Origin of the sequence: Companilactobacillus kimchiensis, from assembly GCF_001438805.1 — a bacterium.
GTDB lineage: Bacteria > Bacillota > Bacilli > Lactobacillales > Lactobacillaceae > Companilactobacillus > Companilactobacillus kimchiensis.
Map to the genome: position 1 here is coordinate 47205 of NZ_JQCF01000002.1, position 20560 is coordinate 67764.

Genomic DNA, 20560 nt, shown 5'->3' on the forward strand with positions numbered 1-20560 from the left:
GGAATAATATATGGCTACAAGAAAACCAGCAGTATCAAAAGAATTAAAAACTGCTACAAAAAAACTTATCAAAGATCTTAAAAAGACCGGTAAGATTACTGAAGATGATCTTCAAGAAAAAATCATCAAGCCTTATAAACTTAAGGGTGATGCTTTAACTAACTTTGTTAGTGAACTTGAAGATGTCGGTATCGGTGTTGTTGATGATAAAGGTAATCCTAGTAAACTTGCACTTTTGAAAGAAAAGAAAGAAGCAAGTAAGGCAGCTACTAAGGCTAAAAAAGCTACTGCAGCCGCTACTGATATCAAAGTAAATGATCCAGTTCGGATGTATTTGAAGGAAATTGGTCGGGTTCCATTGCTTAATGCTCAACAAGAAGTTGATCTTGCTTTGAAGATCGAACAAGGTGATGAAGTTGCTAAACAAGCTTTAGCTGAAGCTAACCTTCGTTTGGTTGTTTCAATTGCTAAGAGATACGTTGGACGTGGTATGCAATTCTTGGATTTAATTCAAGAAGGTAACATGGGTCTAATGAAGGCCGTTGAAAAGTTTGATTATCGACTAGGATTTAAGTTCTCAACTTATGCAACCTGGTGGATCAGACAGGCTATTACTCGTGCTATTGCCGATCAAGCTAGAACTATTCGTATCCCTGTTCACATGGTTGAAACTATCAACAAATTGATCAGAATTCAACGTCAATTACTTCAAGATCTTGGTCGTGAACCACTTCCTGAAGAAATCGGTGCCGAAATGGATATGCCTACTGGTAAAGTCCGTGATATCTTGAAGATTGCTCAAGAACCAGTTTCATTGGAAACACCTATTGGTGAAGAGGATGACTCTCACTTAGGTGACTTCATTGAAGATTCTGATGCAACTAGTCCTGAAGATCATGCCTCATATGAATTGTTGAAGGAACAACTTGAAAATGTTTTGGATACATTAACTGATCGTGAAGAAAATGTTCTACGTCTTCGTTTCGGATTAGATGACGGACGTACTAGAACACTTGAAGAAGTTGGTAAAGTCTTTGGCGTTACTCGTGAGAGAATTCGTCAGATTGAGGCCAAAGCTTTGAGAAAGCTACGTCATCCATCAAGATCTAAACAACTTAAAGATTTTCTTGAATAATATAGTAAAAAAATTGAGGATTGCCCATGGGTGGTCCTCTTTTTCATGTTAAAAGCCGTTGATTGTTAGAAAACAAGACATATTTATAAATATGTTTCTGAAAATTAAGCTTTTTCGTTTATATTTTTTCAGAATTTGATTTACAATTAATATATCTATTTTTTTGGAGGATGTTATGTTAGATAAAAAGATTTACGACGAAATATTTTCACGCTCATTCACTATTCCGATTAAGGTAGTTTTTTGGGACGGTAAAGAGAAGACTTATGGACCAGAAGGAAAATCTGATATAACGATTAAGTTTAATGAGAAAGTTCCTGTTTCTGAACTTGTAAAACATGCCACTCTAACATTGGGTGAAGCATATATGGACAAGAAGATTGAAATTGAAGGTTCAATTCAAAAATTGATTACTTCTGCTTATACTCAATCAGAAAGTTTTATGTCCAGTTTGAAATTAAAAAAATATATTCCTAAGTTCAGTCACACTGAAGAAGGAAATAAAAAAGAAATTCAAGAACACTATGATATTGGTAATAACTTTTATAAATTATGGCTTGACGATACAATGACTTATTCATGTGCTTATTTCAGAACTCCTGAAGATACTTTGGAAGAAGCTCAAATGAACAAGGTTCATCATATTTTGAATAAATTAAATACTAAACCTGGCGAAACTATTCTTGATATCGGTTGTGGTTGGGGAACAATGATGTTCACTGCTGCTAAAGAGTATGGTTTAAAAGCTAAGGGTGTTACTCTTAGTCAAGAACAATATGATTTTGTTAACCAAAAGATCCAAGATGAAAATTTAACTGACCAGATGGAAGTTATGCTTGAAGATTATCGTGAAGTTAACGAAAAATTCGATCACGTTGTTTCTGTAGGGATGTTCGAACACGTTGGTAAGGAAAACTTGCCTGGTTACTTCCAAACAGTTAAGGATCTCTTAAAACCAAATGGTAATGCTTTGATCCATGGTATTACTGGTCAGCATTACGGTGTTGGTGTCGATGCTTGGTTAGTTAAATATATCTTCCCAGGTGGTTACATTCCTGATCTTCAAGAAAATGTTGGTCATATTATGGATGCTAAACTACAAATTGATGACATTGAACCATTACGTCGTCATTATCAAAAGACAGTTGAAATTTGGGATCGTAATTTCAATAAGGTTAAAGATCAAGTTTATGAGATGTATGGTGATCGTTTTGTCCGTATGTGGGACTTGTATCTTCAAGCCTGTGCCGCATCATTTGAAAGTGGTAACATTGATGTAATTCAATTCTTACTAACAAATGGACCTAGTGGTTCAGCTATGCCTATGACACGTGAATATATGACAGATTTAGACAAAAAGACTGTAGCTAAGGTTGCAGAATAGAGGTTAAAGTGACTTTACTTTCAAAAAGATTACAAGCCGTTTACCAAATGGTTGATAATAATTCTAGAGTAGCTGATATTGGATCGGATCATGCCTACTTACCAGTTGAATTAATTGAGCAAAAAGTTGCTCTATATGCAATTGCTGGTGAAGTTGCTAAAGGACCAATGTCACGTTCGAAAGAGGACGTGGAAAAGTTTGGGCTCAGTAACAAAATTGATGTTCGTCTAGGTGATGGTTTAGCTGTTATCGAAGCTAACGATCAGATTGATACGGTAGTGATTGCTGGTATGGGTGGAATTTTAATTCAAAGTATTTTGACTCGAGCAACCGTTGAACAATTATCAAATGTTAAAACGCTGATTTTACAACCTAATATTGGCGAACCCCTTGTGCGTCATTGGTTAGTTGAGAATAATTTTCAAATAGTCGATGAAGATATTATTGCTGAAGATCATCACGTCTATGAAATCATTAAGGCTAACAAAGTCACTGAACCAATTTCTTTGACTGAACCTGAATTTTTGATGGGCCCAGTTTTGATGCAAAAGAAAACACCAACTTTTGTCGCTAAATGGCAACATAAGTTAGATGGTTACCACAAAGCAACTGCTAATATGTTGCATGCTAAAAAGGTCGATCAGTTAAAAATTGATGCAATGAACCAATCTATTAAATATATTGAGGAGACGTTACTATGATAGTTAATGTTCAAGATATTATTAATCGAATGGAAGAATTTGCTCCATTATCAATTAAAATGGACGGTGATCCCACTGGTTTTCAAATAGGTGACCGAAAACAGACAGTCCATCGAGTAATGACCACTTTAGATGTTCGTCCCAATGTGGTTACTGAAGCTATTGATAAAAAAGTTGATTTGATTTTGGCACATCATCCAGTGATGTTCCATGCAGCTCATAATTTAGATTTGGCTTCACCACAAAATAAGATGTATCGTGATTTGTTAGCTAATAATATTTCAGTTTATGCTAGTCATACCAACCTTGATAAAGCTCATGGGGGGATGAATGATTGGTTGATGGAAGAATTGGGTCTACAAAACGTGCGTTTTTTGGATGAAGACGATGATTATTCGATTGGTCGAATGGGTGATTTAAAGGAACCAATGGAATTGGTTGATTTTGCTAAGATGGTTCGTGATGCTTATCATTTGAAGAACTTGCGTTATGTTAAGTCAGATCTTGGCCAAAAGGTCTCTAAAGTAGCGATTATTGGTGGAGACGCTGGTAAATTCTATCCTGAGGTCTTAAAAGCCGGAGCGGATACCTTTATTACAGGTGACGTTTATTATCATACAGCGCACGATATGATGGCTAATGGCTTGAATGTAGTTGATCCTGGGCACCATGTTGAAGCAATCTTTATAAAAGAAATGGCTGATCTATTAAATGATTGGAAAAAGTCCAGTAAATGGGACTTAGATATAGTACAATCGGATGTAGATACAGAACCATATAATTTTTTATAGGGAGAGTATAAAAATGTCAATAAAATATGAAAAATTGATTCCTCGTTTCTTGGGATATGTTAAGCAGAATACTCGTTCAGACGAGAATTCAACCACAATTCCTTCAACTGAAAGACAAACTGTTTTTCTCAAGAAGTTGGTTGATGAATTAAATGAAATTGGCTTGAAAGACGTTAAAATTCGTAAAGTTGATTCATATTTAACAGCTGAATTGCCTTCTAATTTAGATTATGATGTTCCAGTTTTAGGATTGATCTCACATATTGATACAGCTGATTTTAATTCAGAAAATATCAAGCCCAAGATTGTTGAAAATTATGATGGCAAGAGTGTTATTAAACTTGATGCCGATGGTCAATATACTCTTGACCCAGCTATTTTCCCTTCATTGAAAAACTATGCTGGTCAAACTTTAATTACTGCCAGTGGCGATACGCTTTTAGGTTCTGATGATAAATCAGGTGTTTCTGAGATTATCACAACCATGGAGTACTTGCTAGCTCATCCAGAAATCAAACATGGTAAGATCAAGATTGGTTTGGGACCAGATGAAGAAATTGGTACTGGTGCTAAGAACTTTGATGTTAAAGACTTCGGAGCTGATTTTGCTTACACAGTTGATGGTGGACCTGTTGGTCAACTTGAATACGAAACATTTTCCGCTGCTGGTTTAAAAGTTCATATTACTGGTAAGGATGTTCATCCTTCAGGTGCTAAGAATATTATGATCAACTCGTTATTGATTGCTAATGAGTTCCAAAGTGCTTTACCAGCTGACGAAGTGCCAGAAAGGACTGATGGTCGCCAAGGATTCTTCTTGTTATGTGATCAAGCCGGTTCAATTGATCATACTGATATGTCATATATCATCCGTGACTTTGAACGTTCTGGTTTGGAAGATCGTAAGAACAAGGTCACTGAAATCGTTAAACAATTAAATGCTAAGTACGGTGAAGGTACTGTTAAAATCGATATGGCTGATCAATATTACAACATGATCGATGTTATGAAAGATCATATGGACGTTGTTAAGATTGCTGAACAAGCTATGAAGAATCTTAATATTGAACCTGATGAAGCTCCTGTTCGTGGTGGTACAGATGGTTCAACAATTTCCTTCATGGGTCTACCAACACCAAACTTGTTTGCTGGTGGCGAAAATATGCATGGACGCTTCGAATATGTTTCTGAAGAAGCAATGGAAAAAGCTGTTGATGTTGTCCTTGAAATTATTAAATTGAATTCTGAAAAGAAATAATAGTAACTAATATAAAGCACCCTTTAGATTGGAGTAATCCAAATTTAAAGGGTGCTTTTTTGATTATTAAAATTATTATTTCAAAGTATAAATGTACGAATGTTTCATTTTTTGTTCTTAATATAAACAATATGAAAAAATGTTGCATTTAATTTAAAGTGAGGTTATAATTCATTTTGTAGAAAACGTTTACAAAAAATGAAAAGGAGATACATATTATGACAGTTTCTTTTGGCATTATTATTGTTTTATGTGTTTATGTAGCGTTGGCTGTATTGGATCAGATTTCATTACAGTTAGGACCATACTCACCACTGTTTGGTGGAGCAATTACAGGATTAGTTATGGGCGATTTAAAAACTGGATTGATGGTTGGAGCCACCTTACAACTAATGACATTAGGAGTCGCAACATTTGGCGGAGCAACAGTTCCAGATTTCTTAACAGGTTCAGTTATGGGTACGGCATATGCAATTTTAGCCAATAAAGGAGCATCATATGGTATTGGTTTAGCGGTGCCAATTGGTTTACTACTGACCCAAACGGATATTTTGGCTCGTATGGCAAATACATTCTTCCAACACAGAGCTGATCGTTTTGCTGAAGAAGGTAATTATAGAAAAGTTGAATTACAAAATATTTGGGGTACGATTCCTTGGATTCTTTCAAGAATACTGCCCGTTGCAATAGGATTATTCTTTGGTCAAAGCGTTGTTTCGGCCATCAACAGTTTTATTCCAGCTTGGTTCATGGATGGTCTTAAAACGGCTGGCTTAATTCTTCCGGCAATGGGAATTGCAATCTTAATGCGGTACTTACCAATTAAAAAATATTTCCCATTCTTCATTATTGGTTTTGTAATGATGGCATACGGTGGTAAGAACTTCTCAATTCTTGGTTCCGCGCTTGTTGGCTTGGCTATGGCTGCAATTTATGTCATTTTTAAAAACAAACCAACAAGTCCCGTAACAACATCTGGAACAGATAGTAGTGAAAATGATGATTCTGATGATGACGAGGTAGAAATTGATGAATAAATTAACTGATAAGGACATAAAAAAAGTATATTGGCGTAATCTGTTTGGACTTCAATGGGGGTGGAATTATGAACGTATGCAAGGACTAGGATATTCTTGGGTTATTATGCCAGCATTAAAGAGATTGTATAAAGACGATAAAGAACAAATGAAAACAGCTTTAAAGACTCAATTAGGTTTCTTTAATACAAGTCAACCAATGTCGCATTTGATTATTGGAGCTGATATGGGTATTGAAGAGAAAACGGGGATGTCAGATCCAGAAGCAATTGTTGGTCTGAAAACTGGTTTGATGGGACCATTTGCTGGAGTAGGGGATACGATTTTCTTAGCAATATACAGAGCTATTGTGTTTTCAATTGCATCATATATGGCTCTTTCAGGATCTGCTTTAGGTCTGTTATTACCAATTATTGCTGGAGCGGCAATTCTTTGGGTAAGGTATAAGTTCACATGGATAGGATATCAACAAGGAACTAAATTGGCCACGGAGTTTGCTGGTAGAATGAAGATTTTGACAGAAGGGGCATCTATCCTTGGCTTGACGGTAGTTGGAGCTCTGATTCCTTCAGTCATTAATTATTCATTGGATCTTAAATATCAAATGGGTAAGGTGACCTTGAATATTGATGACATGTTGAATCAAATACTTCCTTCACTCGTTCCGTTAGCAATTGTTATGTTTTCATATTGGTTATTAGGAAAAAAGAAGATGAATTCAACAAGATTGATTTTTGTATTAATTGCTTTAGGGATGGTATTAGGTAATTTGAAACGCATTTTTGGAATGTAATTTATTTAGGAGGATATTATTATGGGCATTATTCATGCAAGAGTTGATGAAAGACTGATTCACGGACAAGTAGCGACAGTTTGGACAAACTTAATTGGAGCAAGTCGTATCATTGTTGTTAATGACAAGGTAGTACATGATAAGATGCAAATTGGTGCTCTAAAGTTAGCTAAACCAACTGGGGTTAAACTTTCTATATTATCAGTTAGAAAGGGTATTGAAAATATTAAAAATGGTAAATATGATGAAGATAATGCATTTTTAATTACACGAAATATTCAAGATATGAGAACATTAATTGATGGCGGAATTGAACTTGAAAAATTCAATGTTGGAAATATATCAGCTAAGCCTGGATCAAAGGCCATTAAAAAGTCAGTCGCATTAACGGACGAAGATATTAATGATATTAAACATTTGCTTGATAATGGAGTACAAATTACCGCACAAATGTTACCAGGTGAAAGTGATGTTTCTATTGAAGCTTTCTTAAAATAATAGGCGGTGGTTACAGTGATCTTAGAAAAAATAGAACAGCAATATAAATCTTTGAGTAAACAACAAAAGAAACTAGCAGACTTTATTCTCAAAAATCCAAACGATATCATTAGTTTAACGTCAAAGGAAGTTGGAGAAAAAGCAGATGTATCAACAGCAACGGTTGTCAGATTTGCACAGCAACAAGGATTAGATACTTTTGCTGACTTAAAAATAGCAATTGCCAGTCAATTGTCATCAGGTAAAGTAATAGTCGATGCAGTTATTGATAGAAATGATTCAACTAAAGTTATGTCTGAAAAATTGGAACAGGTTTATGCATCGAGTGTCCAAAAGTCTTATGCAATGTTAAAAATTGCTGATATTGATAAATCAGTTAAGTTAATTAATGCAGCAAATAATATCTACATTCTCGGCGTAGGGACGTCAGGATTGATTGCATACGATCTCTATCATAAATTTAATCGTTATGGAATTAAAACTTTTTATGAAACAGATTCACACATGAATCTTGAGTTTTTGACAAGTGCTACCAAGGATGATGTTGTTATTGCTATTTCATATTCTGGGAAAACAAAAGAAGTTGCCGTGGGAACGGAATATGCCTTTGAAAATAAAATACCAGTAATTTCAATTACAAGGACAGATTCAAACTTAATCAATTCCAGTAACGTTGTTTTAGGTGTACCTGATAACGAGAGGACAATTAGAGTTGCCGCAATTGCTTCGAAGCTTTCGACAATGTACGTAGCTGATTTGTTATTTATTAGCATCATGCAAGAGCGTTTTGGGATGATGAAAGATTCAGCAATACGGACGAATCAATTAGTTAATAAATTGAAGGATAAGTAGGTGAAGTTCAATGGATGTAGAAAAGGTAATCCATCTAAAAACAGAATCCCGTAATTCGAATACAACAAATATTGGAACAATGGATGGGTATGAGATTGCTGCTACCATTAATCGTGAAGATTTTAGTATTCCTAAGGCTATTAGTGAAGTAACTGATTCGATTGGTGAGGCAATCGAAAAAGCCTCCATTAAATATAACGATGGGGGACGACTAATTTATATTGGGGCGGGTACGTCCGGAAGATTAGGTGCCTTGGATGCGATTGAATTAACGCCAACCTACGGAGTACCACCAACAAGAGCTTTTGGGATTCTAGCAGGTGGACAAAAGGCCATGTTTGCCGCAGTTGAAGGTGCAGAGGATTCCAAGGAATTGGCTGTTGAGGATTTAAAACAAGTTAAGTTGAATAATAAAGACATTGTAATTAGCCTTTCAGCTAGTGGAAGGACGCCTTATGCTGTTTCAGCTATTGAATATGCTAAAAAGATTGGAGCATTGACCATTGCAGTAATTTGTAATAATGATAGTGAAATGTCACGAATAAGTGATATTGCTATTGCACCAATGGTTGGGCCAGAACCTATTTCTGGATCTACTAGAATGAAGGCTGGATCATCGCAAAAAATGGTTCTGAATATGATTTCTACAGGGATAATGATCAAAGCAGGCTATGTTTATGAAAATTTGATGATAAATGTTCAGCCCACCAATGAAAAACTTATCGCTAGATCAATTAATATCATTGAGGAAATATTAAATATCAAACGAGAAGATGCAGAAAAGCTATTTAAGGATGCGCATAGAAATATTGCCATAGGTTTGGTCATGTTTAAACTAGATATAGATTATGATTCGGCAAAGATAATATTTGAGGATAATAAAAGAAACATTCACAAGATTAAAGGCATTAGTTAAACGAAGATAGTCGTTGAAATTTTAATATTTGGCGCTCTGCTCATTTTTGAATTTAAATTCGATAATTAGGGTGCTTTTTTTATGGAGATTTATGCTATGGGAAAAATAATTCTTTATGTTTTAGTTATCATTTTTTCTAATACGATTGGTGCAATATCAGGTATGGGTGGTGGAGTCATCATTAAACCAGTTTTAGATGCGCTTAGTAATGAACCACTAGTAGCAATTAATTTTTATTCAAGCCTGGCAGTATTCGTAATGTCAATTGTTTCGACGTTAAAAAATGCTAGAAAGGAAACAATTGATATTAATTGGATTGAAATACTTTATTTGTCGATTGGATCATTATTTGGTGGCAAACTTGGTGATTGGTTGTTTATGACCCTAGCTTCTGTGATAAAAAATGATAGCAAAGTTAATTTAATACAGATTATTATCGTAGTAATCAGTTTGATTCTGGCACTGTTTTATTCCAAAAAAAGTGGATTACAATTCGATTCCAAAAAAAGGGCTGTTTTGTTTTTACTAAGTGGTGTATTTCTGGGGACACTTTCAACCTTTTTGGGAATTGGTGGTGGACCTATCAATGTTGCATTATTGATATTTTTATTTAATTTTGATGCTAAAAAGTCAGCCGTTTATTCAATTGCATCGATTTTCTTCTCTCAATTTATGAAGTTAGCATCAATGACTCCTAAACTTAGTTCATTGCCGTTGGACTTGAAATTAGTACCATTTATAATCGTTTCTGCCATTTTAGGCGGTTATATTGGATCAACAATCAGTGGAACAGTTTCTAATAAATTTGTTCTTAAGTTATATCGAATAGTTGTTATTTTTGTAATTGGTTTGAATATATACAATGGTTTAGTCATTTTAAATATTCTTTAAAAACTACTATCTAGTATTTATAGGTAGAAATACAGAGAGGGTTTATTGATGAAAACAAAATATATGTTATTAATAAGTGCAACGTTGTCAATATTGTCAATTCAAGCAACTAACGTTGATGCTACCACAGTAGATACGAGCAATAACACGGAGAATGAAAAGGTTCAATCAAACAATAATAAATTAGATGAACCCGCAAAAACCAACACACAGGAAGTAATTCAAAATAGCGATAATCAAATATCAACTAATAATAATTTGAACACAGTAAGTAGTAACCAAAATGAAGATTTGAATAAAAATCAGCAAAACAATGTTCAGAATAGATCATTACAAACTGCATCTAGTTATTCTGTCAATAATTCAAAAATTAACCCAATTACTACGACTGATATTCAAGCTTCTAAGGTTACTAGAAATGATAATCAGTCAGCAGATAAGACACCTTTACAAACCAAATCAACTGATAATGATTCATATGATCAAATGTTACAGACTTGGAAAGATATGGTTGTAGGTGAGGATTATTACGATAGTTCAAATCATGCAATGAATGAAATTAGCTTTCAACAGGATGAACAGGTTACACAATTATGGAATAATATGAATAAAACTGGTGGTACTAAGGACAATTTATGGAGTGGTGCACAGGAATTGACTGCCTCGGCTAATGTGACGACCGATTATAGGAATTTACAGGCATTAGCAATAGCTACTGCTAATCCAGGTTCAAAGTATTATCAAAATAAAACAATGATCAATGATGTTGTCACTGGTTTTAATTGGATGACTGAAAATAAATATAACGCTAATATTAAGGCTTATGGCAATTGGTGGGATTGGGAGATAGGGTCACCAGAATTTATAAATAATATTGTAACAATAATGTATCCTTATCTAACAGAGGAACAAATCAAGGGTCCAATGGATGCAATTTCAAAGTTTGTTCCAGATCCCTATTTCTTTAGAGGTAGTGTTAACTCTAAGTCTAAAGGAGAGGTTACTGGTGCCAATCAAGTAGATATTAGTAAAGTGAAAATTATTCAGGCCTTATTAGAAAAAGATGACGCTGGATTGAGAAAGGCTTTGTCTGCATTGGATCGTGTTTTCCCTATAGTTAATAATGGTGAAGGCTTTTATGCTGATGGATCGTTCATTCAACATGAAAATGTGGGGTATAACGGATCGTATGGTAATGTATTAATGGATGGAGTTTCTCAATTGATTTCAGTAGTTCAAGGTACACCTTACGCTTTGAGTAATGAGTCAATGGAATCAGTTAACTTTTGGATAGATAAGGGATTTTCCCCATTTATTTATAAAGGCAATACGATGGATTATGTTAGAGGTCGTGCCATTTCTAGAGGAGTTTTCCAATCCAATGTGTCGGCCGATGATTTAATAGCATCAATCGTAAGAGTTACGGATACTTTGCCAAAGGCTGAAAAAATGAAATATCAAAGCTTGATAAAGTATTGGTTAAGTTTTGGAAGTAATTATGATACATATATCAAACAAGTTACCAATTATCGTGACATTGCTCTGATTGAAAAGATAATGAATGACGATGCAATTGTGGCAAATGATTATCAACCAGATGTACTGACTAATTTTTCAGTAATGGATAAAATACTTTTGAAAAACAGTACAAAGGATTATGCAGTGGCAATCAATCTGTCATCAAAACGAATAAAACGTTATGAATCACTTAATAGTGAGAATATTCATGGTTGGTATACTGGTGATGGAATGCTATATATTTATAATAATGATTTAAATCAGTTTAATGATGATTATTGGGCAACTGTTGATCCATATAAAATGCCAGGTACAACTGAAACAGATGCAATTCAAAAGGATGGTTCAGGCGCAAAAGCAGCATCAACAAGTTTTGTTGGTGGTTCTACCATTGGGAATATTGGATCCATAGGAAATGTTGGTTCTATTGCAATGGACTTTAGTAATAATGATGGTAATTTATTTGCCCACAAGTCATGGTTCATTACTAAGGATTCAGTAGTTTCTTTGGGAAGTTCAATTAAAAATAAATCAAAATTCAATGCACGTACGATTATTGATAATCGCAAGCTATCAAATGACGCACAATTTACTGTGTATGTTAACGGAAAAGTATTTGATCCTAAACTGAATCAGGCTAATCAATTAAATGATGTAAAATCAATCTTTTTAGAATCTAGTAAGCCAGGTGAATCAATGGGGTATAAATTTTTAACTCCACAGAATATTAATCTTGATTTGGTCGAACGTAAAGGTGCATGGTCAGAAATTAATAAAGCACAGAGTGAAAATGAATATCTGAGAAAGTATTTGGAAATTTATAAAAATCATGTAGATGATAATGATACTTATAATTATGTAACATATCCTAATACAAACTTTAACGAATTTAATATGTCGATTAATCCGTCAATTATTAAAAATGATGATGTTGCACAGGCGGTAAGTTTTGATAATAATATTGGAGTTAATATTTTCAAGAAAAGTGAAGTTAAAATAATGGATATGGAATTTGATAATCCAATTTCGGTAACAAGAATAAATAATGGTAATCAAGTATTATTTGGAATTGCTGATCCAAGTCAAGATAAAGAAGCTAAGTCGTCATTTAGAGTTAAAGATAATGGTTATAAACTGATGTCTATGGCTACTGGTATGAAAGTTAAGTTAATTAATGGTTATTGGAACATATCATTAGGCGAAAATAACCAAGATGGTAAAACATATTATGTATCGTTTAGTAAGTAATAATCAAAAACACTGAATCTATTTTGGTTCAGTGTTTTTTTTGATTGAATTTAAAAATCAATGATATAATTTTTATTATAAAATTATTTATATAGACACATGGCTTAAGGGGATAGATATGAAGAAAGTTATAAAAGTTTTAGGGGTAATATTATTATGCTGCCTTATTTTAGTAGGATGTAGTCAAAAAAGCTCGACTGATAATAAAGGGGATTTAGTAATTAAAAATAACAGTTTTTCGGGAAAATTTGTTACTTCTGACGATAATAAAATGCAAACAATGTCGGTACACTTTACTAATGACAATAGGGCAGTTGTAGCGACAAGTTGGTATTCTGGTGAAGAACATTTGTGGATGAGAGAGGTCATGTCAGGAGATTATACGATTAGCAAAAGGAAGATTTTGATTCAAGTCAAAAAGGCTATGGATGAGGGATTTGTAACTAAAAAGGACATGAATAACAATGCTATTCCTACCAAGATGGTTAAAACAGTTGTTAAGAATCCCAATCTGGAATTGAAGATTCAGAAAAAATATTTGATGAGCAATTCAACAAATAAACTACGACCAACTACTAAAGTGAAAATCAACGATTATAATAGTTTTCTTAATAATGATCAAAAAAGATATGATCATAAATATGCTAAGTTATCTAGGCGTAGTTTTATGAGTCCAGCAACCGATTTGATGGGAAACGGGATTGCTTTTAAAGGCAGTAACTTTATTTGGAAGTATGGTGGGTCTTCAGATTATAATAATGGATTGGACCAGGGCGGAAGTTTAGCTGTTTTTACGGGGACGTACAAACTTGAAAATCAAAAGCTGACCCTATTTGTTTATGAGAAAACAAATCTATACGAAGGTACAATTTTTAATTTAGGTAAAAAACATTATCAAAGTTATATTGCTGCAAACTCTTTGCCGAATAAGTTTGTATTTAAATTTACTAAGAATAACAAATTACATTTATTGACGAACAGCCAATATTTAACGATGACTGATATGTTAGATTATGGAACTGTCACGGGTACGCCTAATTATGATGAATGGATTAAAAAATATAATGTCGGTACCATTGAATCAACAATGCAACAAAGCGATTTATCAAATATAGTTGATACTAATTCTGATTCAGATAATGCTAAGGAACATAATCGTGGAATTTCAGTAAAAGATTCAGATGATGATTCGGATTTTAAATTTTATCTAGATTCGGCCGATGATTTTGAAAGTTTTCTAGCTGATCAAAATATGATTGATCTCGATTCGGACCGTGAGTATCATGTCGAAGAAGGGAATGGTCATAACTTCGAAATAAGTGATTCTGATAGAACTGTCTCAGCAAAATATCAAGTTTCTTGGGATGTTGATGACGGCTCAATTACGCACATTATCATTTTAGGTAATGATGGCAAAGTTTATGAAGCTAACAGTGGTGAAGAAATGACCTTAGATACTGACGCAACTGATGCATATAATAATTTGGAATAAAGTAAAAATGCTTAATCACTTTTCTGAGTGATTAAGCATTTTTTGTTAAGTGAATTAAATATTGTCTAAACGTCCGTAATATTTCAAGTAGGAATGTCCACTGGGTTTGATTTCGAGTTTGGTGACACTGGCATTGTCTGGTTCAACAATATCGGTAATATCGGGAGTATTGGTTACGAGTTTAACGAACGAGCGTGTGATAAAACCATGACAGACGACCATGATTTTTTTACCACCTTTTTTAGCCATATCAGTCAAAAAATCGTTGATTCTTTGATAAACGTGATCATAGGATTCACCATTAACAGCATATTTGATGTAGTTTTCGGCAATATAATTATTTTCATCAAATCCATCGGGATGTTCGGCTTTAGTTTTATCGGCAGGAAGTCCGTCCCAAGAACCATAATTAATTTCTTTGAGTCGATTGTCAATATTGATTTTATGAGTTTGCTGATTTAATATTTCGGCCGTTTGATAGGCACGTTTTAAAGGGCTTGAAAAAATTTCATCAAATTGTTCAATATTAATATAATTCTTCAGATATTCAACTTGTGTTTGGCCACGTTTGTTTAGGTCTAGATCAGTTGCAGAGCCATTGATTTTCCCCTCATAGTTAGTGTCAGTTTCACCATGTCTTACAATATATATTTCAACCATAGTACACCTCAATTATTTTTAGTTATTACTCTTACATTTTACAGTTATTTGATGATTAAATGTTTTTTATTAAGAGAAAAAATTCATCAGAACGATATCAGGACTAATCAGAACTATATTCCGATAAAAAAAGTTATGTAACCTAAGGAGTAAATCGAATACTTAATCCGATTATAAAAAGGGCACTTGATTAAATTTAAAGCTGTTCAATTATTTCATCAGCAATATTTTCAGCGGATTTATCCGAACTGTCATATTTGATGGTTGATAAACCTTGAAATTTCAATAAATGATCCAATGTTGCTTGAATTTCAGTAGGTTCTTTATCGACAATTAGGTTTTTCATTGATGGTAGTAGTGAAATTGGAATGGTCTTTACATTTTTCAAGTTTAAATCGGCCGTAATATCATCAATTGTTTTTTGTTCATCTAGGAGCCAGTAGAAGATAATATGATCGATTTGAGAATTATTTATGAATGAATTTAAGATAAACTGTATATTCGTTAAAATCATTTTTTTATTTTCATAATTGACTGTTAGGGGAGAGAGCTGCCACAACCAATCGCCATTTAAGATTGCTGAATTAGGTAATTTTAGAGTTAAAGCGTGTGCCAATGTGGATTTTCCAGCACCAGTAGGGCCACCAATCATAATTAGTTTTTTCATGTTATTAGCTTCTTTCGTGTATATAAATGTTTTACGAAAACTTTATTTAATAAAAACAAAAATAAAATCTAACCTAAGTATAAGCAATGTTTTCAATAAAATCCTAGTGAATTGATATTATGGAAAGATAGTTTTGGTATAATAATGATATTAAAATGTAGTTAGGAGAATTATTATGCCATTAGTACACATTGATTTAATTGCTGGCCGTTCAGAAGAACAATTAAGAGGTATGGTCAAGGATGTAACTGCAGCCATTGTTAAGAATACAGGCGCTCCAGCTGAACATGTTCACGTTGTTTTGAATGAAATGGCTAAAGAACACTATGCTGTTGGTGGGGTTTTAAAAAGCGACGAAAAATAATTGAAGCCGATAGGCTTTTTTTTATTGGATCAGTAGCAGGCTTTAGTAATAATATATGTTTTACGAAAACATATAAAAACAAACAAAAAAAACATGAAACTACAACTGATACAATATTCACAGCAAAACTTAGTTTGGAGATAAAAAATATGTTAGAATCAGTTTTTCCCAATAAGGACCTAACAAAAGAACAACAGGAGATTTTTGATAAAATTCTATCTTTTAGTACACAGGGATTAATCAACAAACAAAAATCAGTTTTTCAATTAAATGGTGATGCTGGTACTGGAAAAAGTGTTATTTTAACAAAACTATTTCTAGCACTTGAAAAAGATGCTCAAAAGGATTCATTGGATAATTATTTTTTAGTCAATCATCCAGAACTATTAAAAGTTTATCGGGAGAACGCTGGGCAGTTTGATAGTCTGCGTAAAAATCGGTTTCTACGTCCAACAACTTTTATCAATCGACTCCATAAATTAAATAAAACAGCTGATGTTGTTGTAATTGATGAAGCACATTTACTGTTAAGTGAAAGTGACCATTATAATAATTTCACACAGAAAAACCAATTAGAAGAAATTATTAAACTCAGCAAAGTCGTTATATTAGTCTTTGACGAACATCAAGTCCTGAAGATGAAGAGCTACTGGTCTCAATCCTTGCTAGATCAAATAATTAATAAACTAAATGTAGTTTATACAAAGTCCACCTTAAAAACTCAAATGCGAATGCAGGCGCCCCAACGGATTCTTAATTGGATCAATGATTTAACTAACAAACAAGAATTGGATTCAATTGAGAAAATCAATCCGGAATATTTAACGCTTAATACCAAATACGATTTTCGAGTCTATCAGAATGCCGAAACAATGTACCAAACTTTAAAGTCCAAAAATAAAGAACTAGGAGAGTCACGGATTGTTTCCACAGCTGATTATCCTTCGACGCTTGATGGTAAGAAACATTATGTCACCGAAGGAAAATTTCATCTACCTTGGGATCAGTATAACTATTCCAACATAACTTGGGCGCAAAAGCCAGAGACTATCAATGAGATTGGCTCGATTTATACGGTTCAAGGATTTGATCTACAGTATGTGGCTGTAATAATTGGACCATCGGTAACATATGCAGGTTCAAATAAAATTCAGGTTGATATTGATAAATATGAAGATCAAGAAGCCTTTAAAAAGCGGCATGATAATGATATCGCCAATTTGACAACATCAAAGAAACAAATTATTTTAAATTCGATCAATGTTTTGCTCAAGCGCGGTATTAAGGGCTGCTTTATTTATTTTCATGATCCAGCCATTTATGAATATTTAAAAAAATAATTAAAAAATAGAGTCCTGTCTAAATTCTCTTCAGATAGGACTCTATTAATTTTATGACAAATTATCAATAAGGCTTATTGATGTAGTTTTAGATATTCTAAAACTGCTTTTTCTTCTGCAGCAGTGGGTTCATAATCACCAGACTTCAAATTGTGAACTCGTTCTACTGGAAGATGACTCTCAAAAGCAAATTGTGTATCAGTCATATCCTTAGTTTTTTCGTACTGAATTATCATTTCTGCGATATTTGGTTTCTCCATGAAAATACCCTCCAATAAGTTATGTATAACTCAAATTCTAAAAGATCGTCCATCTATTTAATGGCCAGTAGCGCCACTTGACTTCACCAATAACACTCTTCTTATCAATGAAACCAATAATACGACTGTCCTTAGAAACTGTTCTGTGATCTCCCATTACAAAATAGGTACCAGCAGGAACTTTATTAGTCTTTTCGACTTTCTTTAGATAAGAACTCTTGTATCGTTGTTGCCACTCAGGCGAGTTCTTTGCTAAAAGACTTAAAGTGAAATTATACGTATAGCTGTAAGGCTTACCCGCATAAAGACTAGTATCAGGTTCCTTAACTTTGTTACCAGCTTTGAGGAAGTCTTCTTTGAACAGTTTACCATTAACATAAATCTTGTTGTTCTTAGAAACGACTGTGTCACCAGGTAATCCGATAACTCTCTTGATATAAAATGATCCAGGTTCATCAGGTGCTTTCAAAACGATTACATCGCCACGAGTAATATTTGAATGTCTAGCGGCAATTACTTTATCTCCATTTTCGAAAGTTGGTTGCATTGATGGTCCTGAAACCTTATCATTCGAGAGAATAAACTTAAACCCAAGAAAGAAAACTGCATAGATTGCGACTGTTAACGCAATGGTTTGTAACCAGAATTGCCAGCCACTTTCTTCATCCTTTTGGGGTTGTCGTCTTCTATTATTTTCTGCCATATTTCACCTCGTACATGTACTAACTAAGATATTACACTTTTTCGGAATTATTGGAAATAATAGTCTTATTTTACAGAGAAAAATTTTAAGGAATCTTAAAAATAATCGATTTCTAGCTCAACAGCGGGTGGAATAGCTTTAAGTTTAGAATAAATTCTAGTAAGATAATTCTCGAGAGATATCTAAATATCGGTAAATTTTTTCTGGGAGTAAAGTATGAATTATATAGATGGATTACGACAAGATACAAGTGTTTTACCAAATGGAATGGCTTTTAATGCTCGAATCAAATTTATGGAACGAATTTGTTTGGCTTTAACGGATAATCAATTACCAAAATATCATTTTCCTCAATTTCAGCTGTCTGAAAAAGAAATCACTTCTTTTATGGAAAATAATACGGCACTTAATGAGATAGAATTTCAAGCAATGACGACTCATTTAGAAAAATTTGATCAGAATTTAGGTGACTTTAGAAGTTATTTACAGACACGTTTTGGTTATTGGGCAACCATTACTCAAGATTTTGTACAGGAACTTAGTTTGGCCTTTCCTGAACAGAGCTTTTTAGAATTGATGGCGGGAAATGGCTACCTTTCCAAAGGATTGCGTGATTTAGACGTTGAAACATATTGTACAGACGATTTAAGTTGGTCACAGTATAATCAAACTGGTAATTTAAAAACAACTGCTGTGGAATCTTTAGATGCTATTTCAGCCCTAGAGAAGTATGGCTCAAAAGTCGATAATGTGCTATTAGCATGGAGTCCTGATCGAGAAGACATTGACTACAAAGTTTTACAAAAAATTCGAGAAATGGATATTAATTTTTTGGTGATCGGCGAAAAATATGGCGCCACCAATAGTAAAGAATTCTGGGATGCGGCCCAATTGGTCGATGACCCAAGAATCCAACGGGTTAATCAAGTTTACTCTCGTTATGACTTAGTACACGATCAACTATATTTGGTTAAATAGAGAACAAGGCTGAAACAAGCAAAATTGTTTCAGCCTTGTTTGGTGCTTTAGTGTAAAATGAGATAGCAGTAAGACAAAATTATAGGTGAATTTTTTATGAAAAAAATAATTTCAAGTATTGTCATTTTCCTAGTCGTTTTGTTGACAGGAGTTGCTATCTCTAAGAGTGACTCTATTAAGTACAACAATACAATGAATCGTTTAGGTATGAGTGAAGAAGCAGTCGTACTACGGACTAAATCTAAAAAGAATTTGGTGAACGTCGTTAAAAAGCTTGATAATACGAAAAAAATTTCGAGTTATCAATTGATCTTTTTTGAGAAAAGTAATAGTGATATTGGTTATATTTATAGCCATGGTAAGATTAATAAATTGCCAATCACTTCAGGACGTTATTTCTCAACTGATGATTTTACGTCACAGATACCATTTGCAATTCAAGGTAAGACTTCAGAAATTGAACCATACAAACCGCAGAGCCAACCTTACATTAAAGTGGATAACCGTTATATTTCAGTTATTGGAAACGTTGGTTTTGACGGAGCAGATATCTTGAATTCTCAAACTTTAGTATCACTGTCACCCAATCAGCCACAATCTAAATATCATTTGAATCAGGTCACAACAGTATTGGATGGTCGGGCAACTTACAACAAGGAAAGTTTGAATAAAATCAAAAAGGTTTTACATGTTAAGTCGATGCATAAGTACATTCCACAAACTGATGACTTTGCTAACGTTGAAACTAGCAACAATGGGGAACTTTACCTAGTTGGAATCGTCTTATTGTTCTTCTTGATCATGGCCGTAGATTTTTATATTCTGGTACCATTAAAATTTGATCTTTCTCGATCAAATCTGACTGGTGATTTAAAGAATAATTATCGTAATGGATTAATGATCAGATATTTAATTTATACTTTGGTACCATTCGCAGCAGGTTTCGCAGCAGTAAATTGGAAGATTGCGATTATCAGTCACAGTACTTTCAATCTATTCATGATAATTTCCATTTTAACGACTATGTTAATTGGATTATCACAAATATTCTTTGTTAAACGGAGTGAGTAATTT

General features: G+C 33.7%; 21 protein-coding genes. 17 read left to right on the plus strand and 4 right to left on the minus strand.

The window, feature by feature from the left end; all coding sequences use genetic code 11:
• Positions 1-10 precede the first annotated feature (10 nt).
• The 13 genes from rpoD to IV57_RS01885 all read left to right on the plus strand — a co-directional run bounded on the left by rpoD (position 11) and on the right by IV57_RS01885 (position 14514).
• On the plus strand, positions 11-1135 hold the full coding sequence (gene rpoD, locus IV57_RS01825; RefSeq protein ID WP_057879786.1) for an RNA polymerase sigma factor RpoD: 1125 nt from the start codon (positions 11-13) through the stop codon (positions 1133-1135).
• A 175-nt stretch (positions 1136-1310) separates the two neighbouring features.
• Positions 1311-2519, plus strand: coding sequence for an SAM-dependent methyltransferase (locus tag IV57_RS01830; protein ID WP_057879787.1), 1209 nt, complete (start codon positions 1311-1313; stop codon positions 2517-2519).
• Between the two features lie 8 nt (positions 2520-2527).
• Positions 2528-3220 (plus strand): tRNA (adenine(22)-N(1))-methyltransferase, encoded by a 693-nt coding sequence (locus IV57_RS01835; RefSeq protein ID WP_083488858.1) that lies wholly within the window; start codon positions 2528-2530, stop codon positions 3218-3220.
• Positions 3217-4011: a Nif3-like dinuclear metal center hexameric protein gene (locus IV57_RS01840; RefSeq protein ID WP_057879788.1), complete on the plus strand. Its 795-nt coding sequence runs from the start codon at positions 3217-3219 to the stop codon at positions 4009-4011. The genes IV57_RS01835 and IV57_RS01840 overlap by 4 nt, the downstream gene beginning before the upstream one ends.
• A 13-nt stretch (positions 4012-4024) precedes the next feature.
• Positions 4025-5269 (plus strand): peptidase T, encoded by a 1245-nt coding sequence (pepT, locus tag IV57_RS01845; protein ID WP_057879789.1) that lies wholly within the window; start codon positions 4025-4027, stop codon positions 5267-5269.
• 218 nt (positions 5270-5487) lie between these two features.
• Complete coding sequence (locus tag IV57_RS01850) at positions 5488-6306, plus strand: PTS mannose/fructose/sorbose/N-acetylgalactosamine transporter subunit IIC (RefSeq protein WP_057879790.1); 819 nt, start codon at positions 5488-5490, stop codon at positions 6304-6306.
• On the plus strand, positions 6299-7099 hold the full coding sequence (locus tag IV57_RS01855) for a PTS system mannose/fructose/sorbose family transporter subunit IID (RefSeq protein ID WP_057879791.1): 801 nt from the start codon (positions 6299-6301) through the stop codon (positions 7097-7099). Before IV57_RS01850 ends, IV57_RS01855 begins: the two co-directional genes overlap by 8 nt.
• Positions 7100-7120: 21 nt before the next feature.
• Positions 7121-7597, plus strand: a complete 477-nt coding sequence (locus IV57_RS01860) for a PTS sugar transporter subunit IIB (RefSeq protein WP_057879792.1) — start codon at positions 7121-7123, stop codon at positions 7595-7597.
• Between the two features lie 15 nt (positions 7598-7612).
• Positions 7613-8449 carry a MurR/RpiR family transcriptional regulator gene (locus IV57_RS01865; protein WP_057879793.1) on the plus strand — a complete coding sequence of 279 codons (837 nt, stop codon included), beginning with the start codon at positions 7613-7615 and terminating at the stop codon, positions 8447-8449.
• Between the two features lie 10 nt (positions 8450-8459).
• Positions 8460-9365, plus strand: a complete 906-nt coding sequence (murQ, locus tag IV57_RS01870; protein WP_057879794.1) for an N-acetylmuramic acid 6-phosphate etherase — start codon at positions 8460-8462, stop codon at positions 9363-9365.
• 96 nt (positions 9366-9461) lie between these two features.
• On the plus strand, positions 9462-10256 hold the full coding sequence (locus IV57_RS01875) for a sulfite exporter TauE/SafE family protein (RefSeq protein ID WP_162261205.1): 795 nt from the start codon (positions 9462-9464) through the stop codon (positions 10254-10256).
• Between the two features lie 48 nt (positions 10257-10304).
• On the plus strand, positions 10305-13022 hold the full coding sequence (locus IV57_RS01880) for a polysaccharide lyase 8 family protein (RefSeq protein ID WP_057879796.1): 2718 nt from the start codon (positions 10305-10307) through the stop codon (positions 13020-13022).
• 118 nt (positions 13023-13140) lie between these two features.
• Positions 13141-14514, plus strand: coding sequence for a hypothetical protein (locus IV57_RS01885; protein ID WP_057879797.1), 1374 nt, complete (start codon positions 13141-13143; stop codon positions 14512-14514).
• A gap of 54 nt (positions 14515-14568) precedes the next feature.
• Here the strand turns inward: IV57_RS01885 and IV57_RS01890 are convergent, their stop codons facing one another.
• Both IV57_RS01890 and IV57_RS01895 read right to left on the minus strand, forming a co-directional pair.
• Positions 14569-15174 carry a histidine phosphatase family protein gene (locus IV57_RS01890; RefSeq protein ID WP_057879798.1) on the minus strand — a complete coding sequence of 202 codons (606 nt, stop codon included), beginning with the start codon at positions 15172-15174 and terminating at the stop codon, positions 14569-14571.
• 196 nt (positions 15175-15370) lie between these two features.
• Positions 15371-15841 (minus strand): nucleoside/nucleotide kinase family protein, encoded by a 471-nt coding sequence (locus tag IV57_RS01895; protein ID WP_057879799.1) that lies wholly within the window; start codon positions 15839-15841, stop codon positions 15371-15373.
• Positions 15842-16016: 175 nt separating this feature from the next.
• On the opposite strand from IV57_RS01895, the gene IV57_RS01900 reads away from it, so the two are divergent.
• On the plus strand, positions 16017-16205 hold the full coding sequence (locus tag IV57_RS01900; RefSeq protein WP_057879800.1) for a 2-hydroxymuconate tautomerase: 189 nt from the start codon (positions 16017-16019) through the stop codon (positions 16203-16205).
• Between the two features lie 149 nt (positions 16206-16354).
• On the plus strand, positions 16355-17545 hold the full coding sequence (locus IV57_RS01905) for a DUF2075 domain-containing protein (protein ID WP_057879801.1): 1191 nt from the start codon (positions 16355-16357) through the stop codon (positions 17543-17545).
• Positions 17546-17619: 74 nt separating this feature from the next.
• Here the strand turns inward: IV57_RS01905 and IV57_RS01910 are convergent, their stop codons facing one another.
• Positions 17620-17805 carry an LBP_cg2779 family protein gene (locus tag IV57_RS01910; RefSeq protein ID WP_057879802.1) on the minus strand — a complete coding sequence of 62 codons (186 nt, stop codon included), beginning with the start codon at positions 17803-17805 and terminating at the stop codon, positions 17620-17622.
• Positions 17806-17842: 37 nt separating this feature from the next.
• Positions 17843-18508 (minus strand): signal peptidase I, encoded by a 666-nt coding sequence (gene lepB, locus IV57_RS01915; RefSeq protein WP_057879803.1) that lies wholly within the window; start codon positions 18506-18508, stop codon positions 17843-17845.
• Between the two features lie 216 nt (positions 18509-18724).
• Between lepB and IV57_RS01920 the strand changes: the two genes are divergently transcribed.
• Both IV57_RS01920 and IV57_RS01925 read left to right on the plus strand, forming a co-directional pair.
• Entirely contained in the window at positions 18725-19486 is a 762-nt protein-coding gene (locus tag IV57_RS01920; RefSeq protein ID WP_057879804.1) for a hypothetical protein, read from the plus strand.
• A gap of 96 nt (positions 19487-19582) precedes the next feature.
• On the plus strand, positions 19583-20557 hold the full coding sequence (locus IV57_RS01925) for a hypothetical protein (protein WP_057879805.1): 975 nt from the start codon (positions 19583-19585) through the stop codon (positions 20555-20557).
• The last annotated feature ends 3 nt before the right edge of the window (positions 20558-20560 follow it).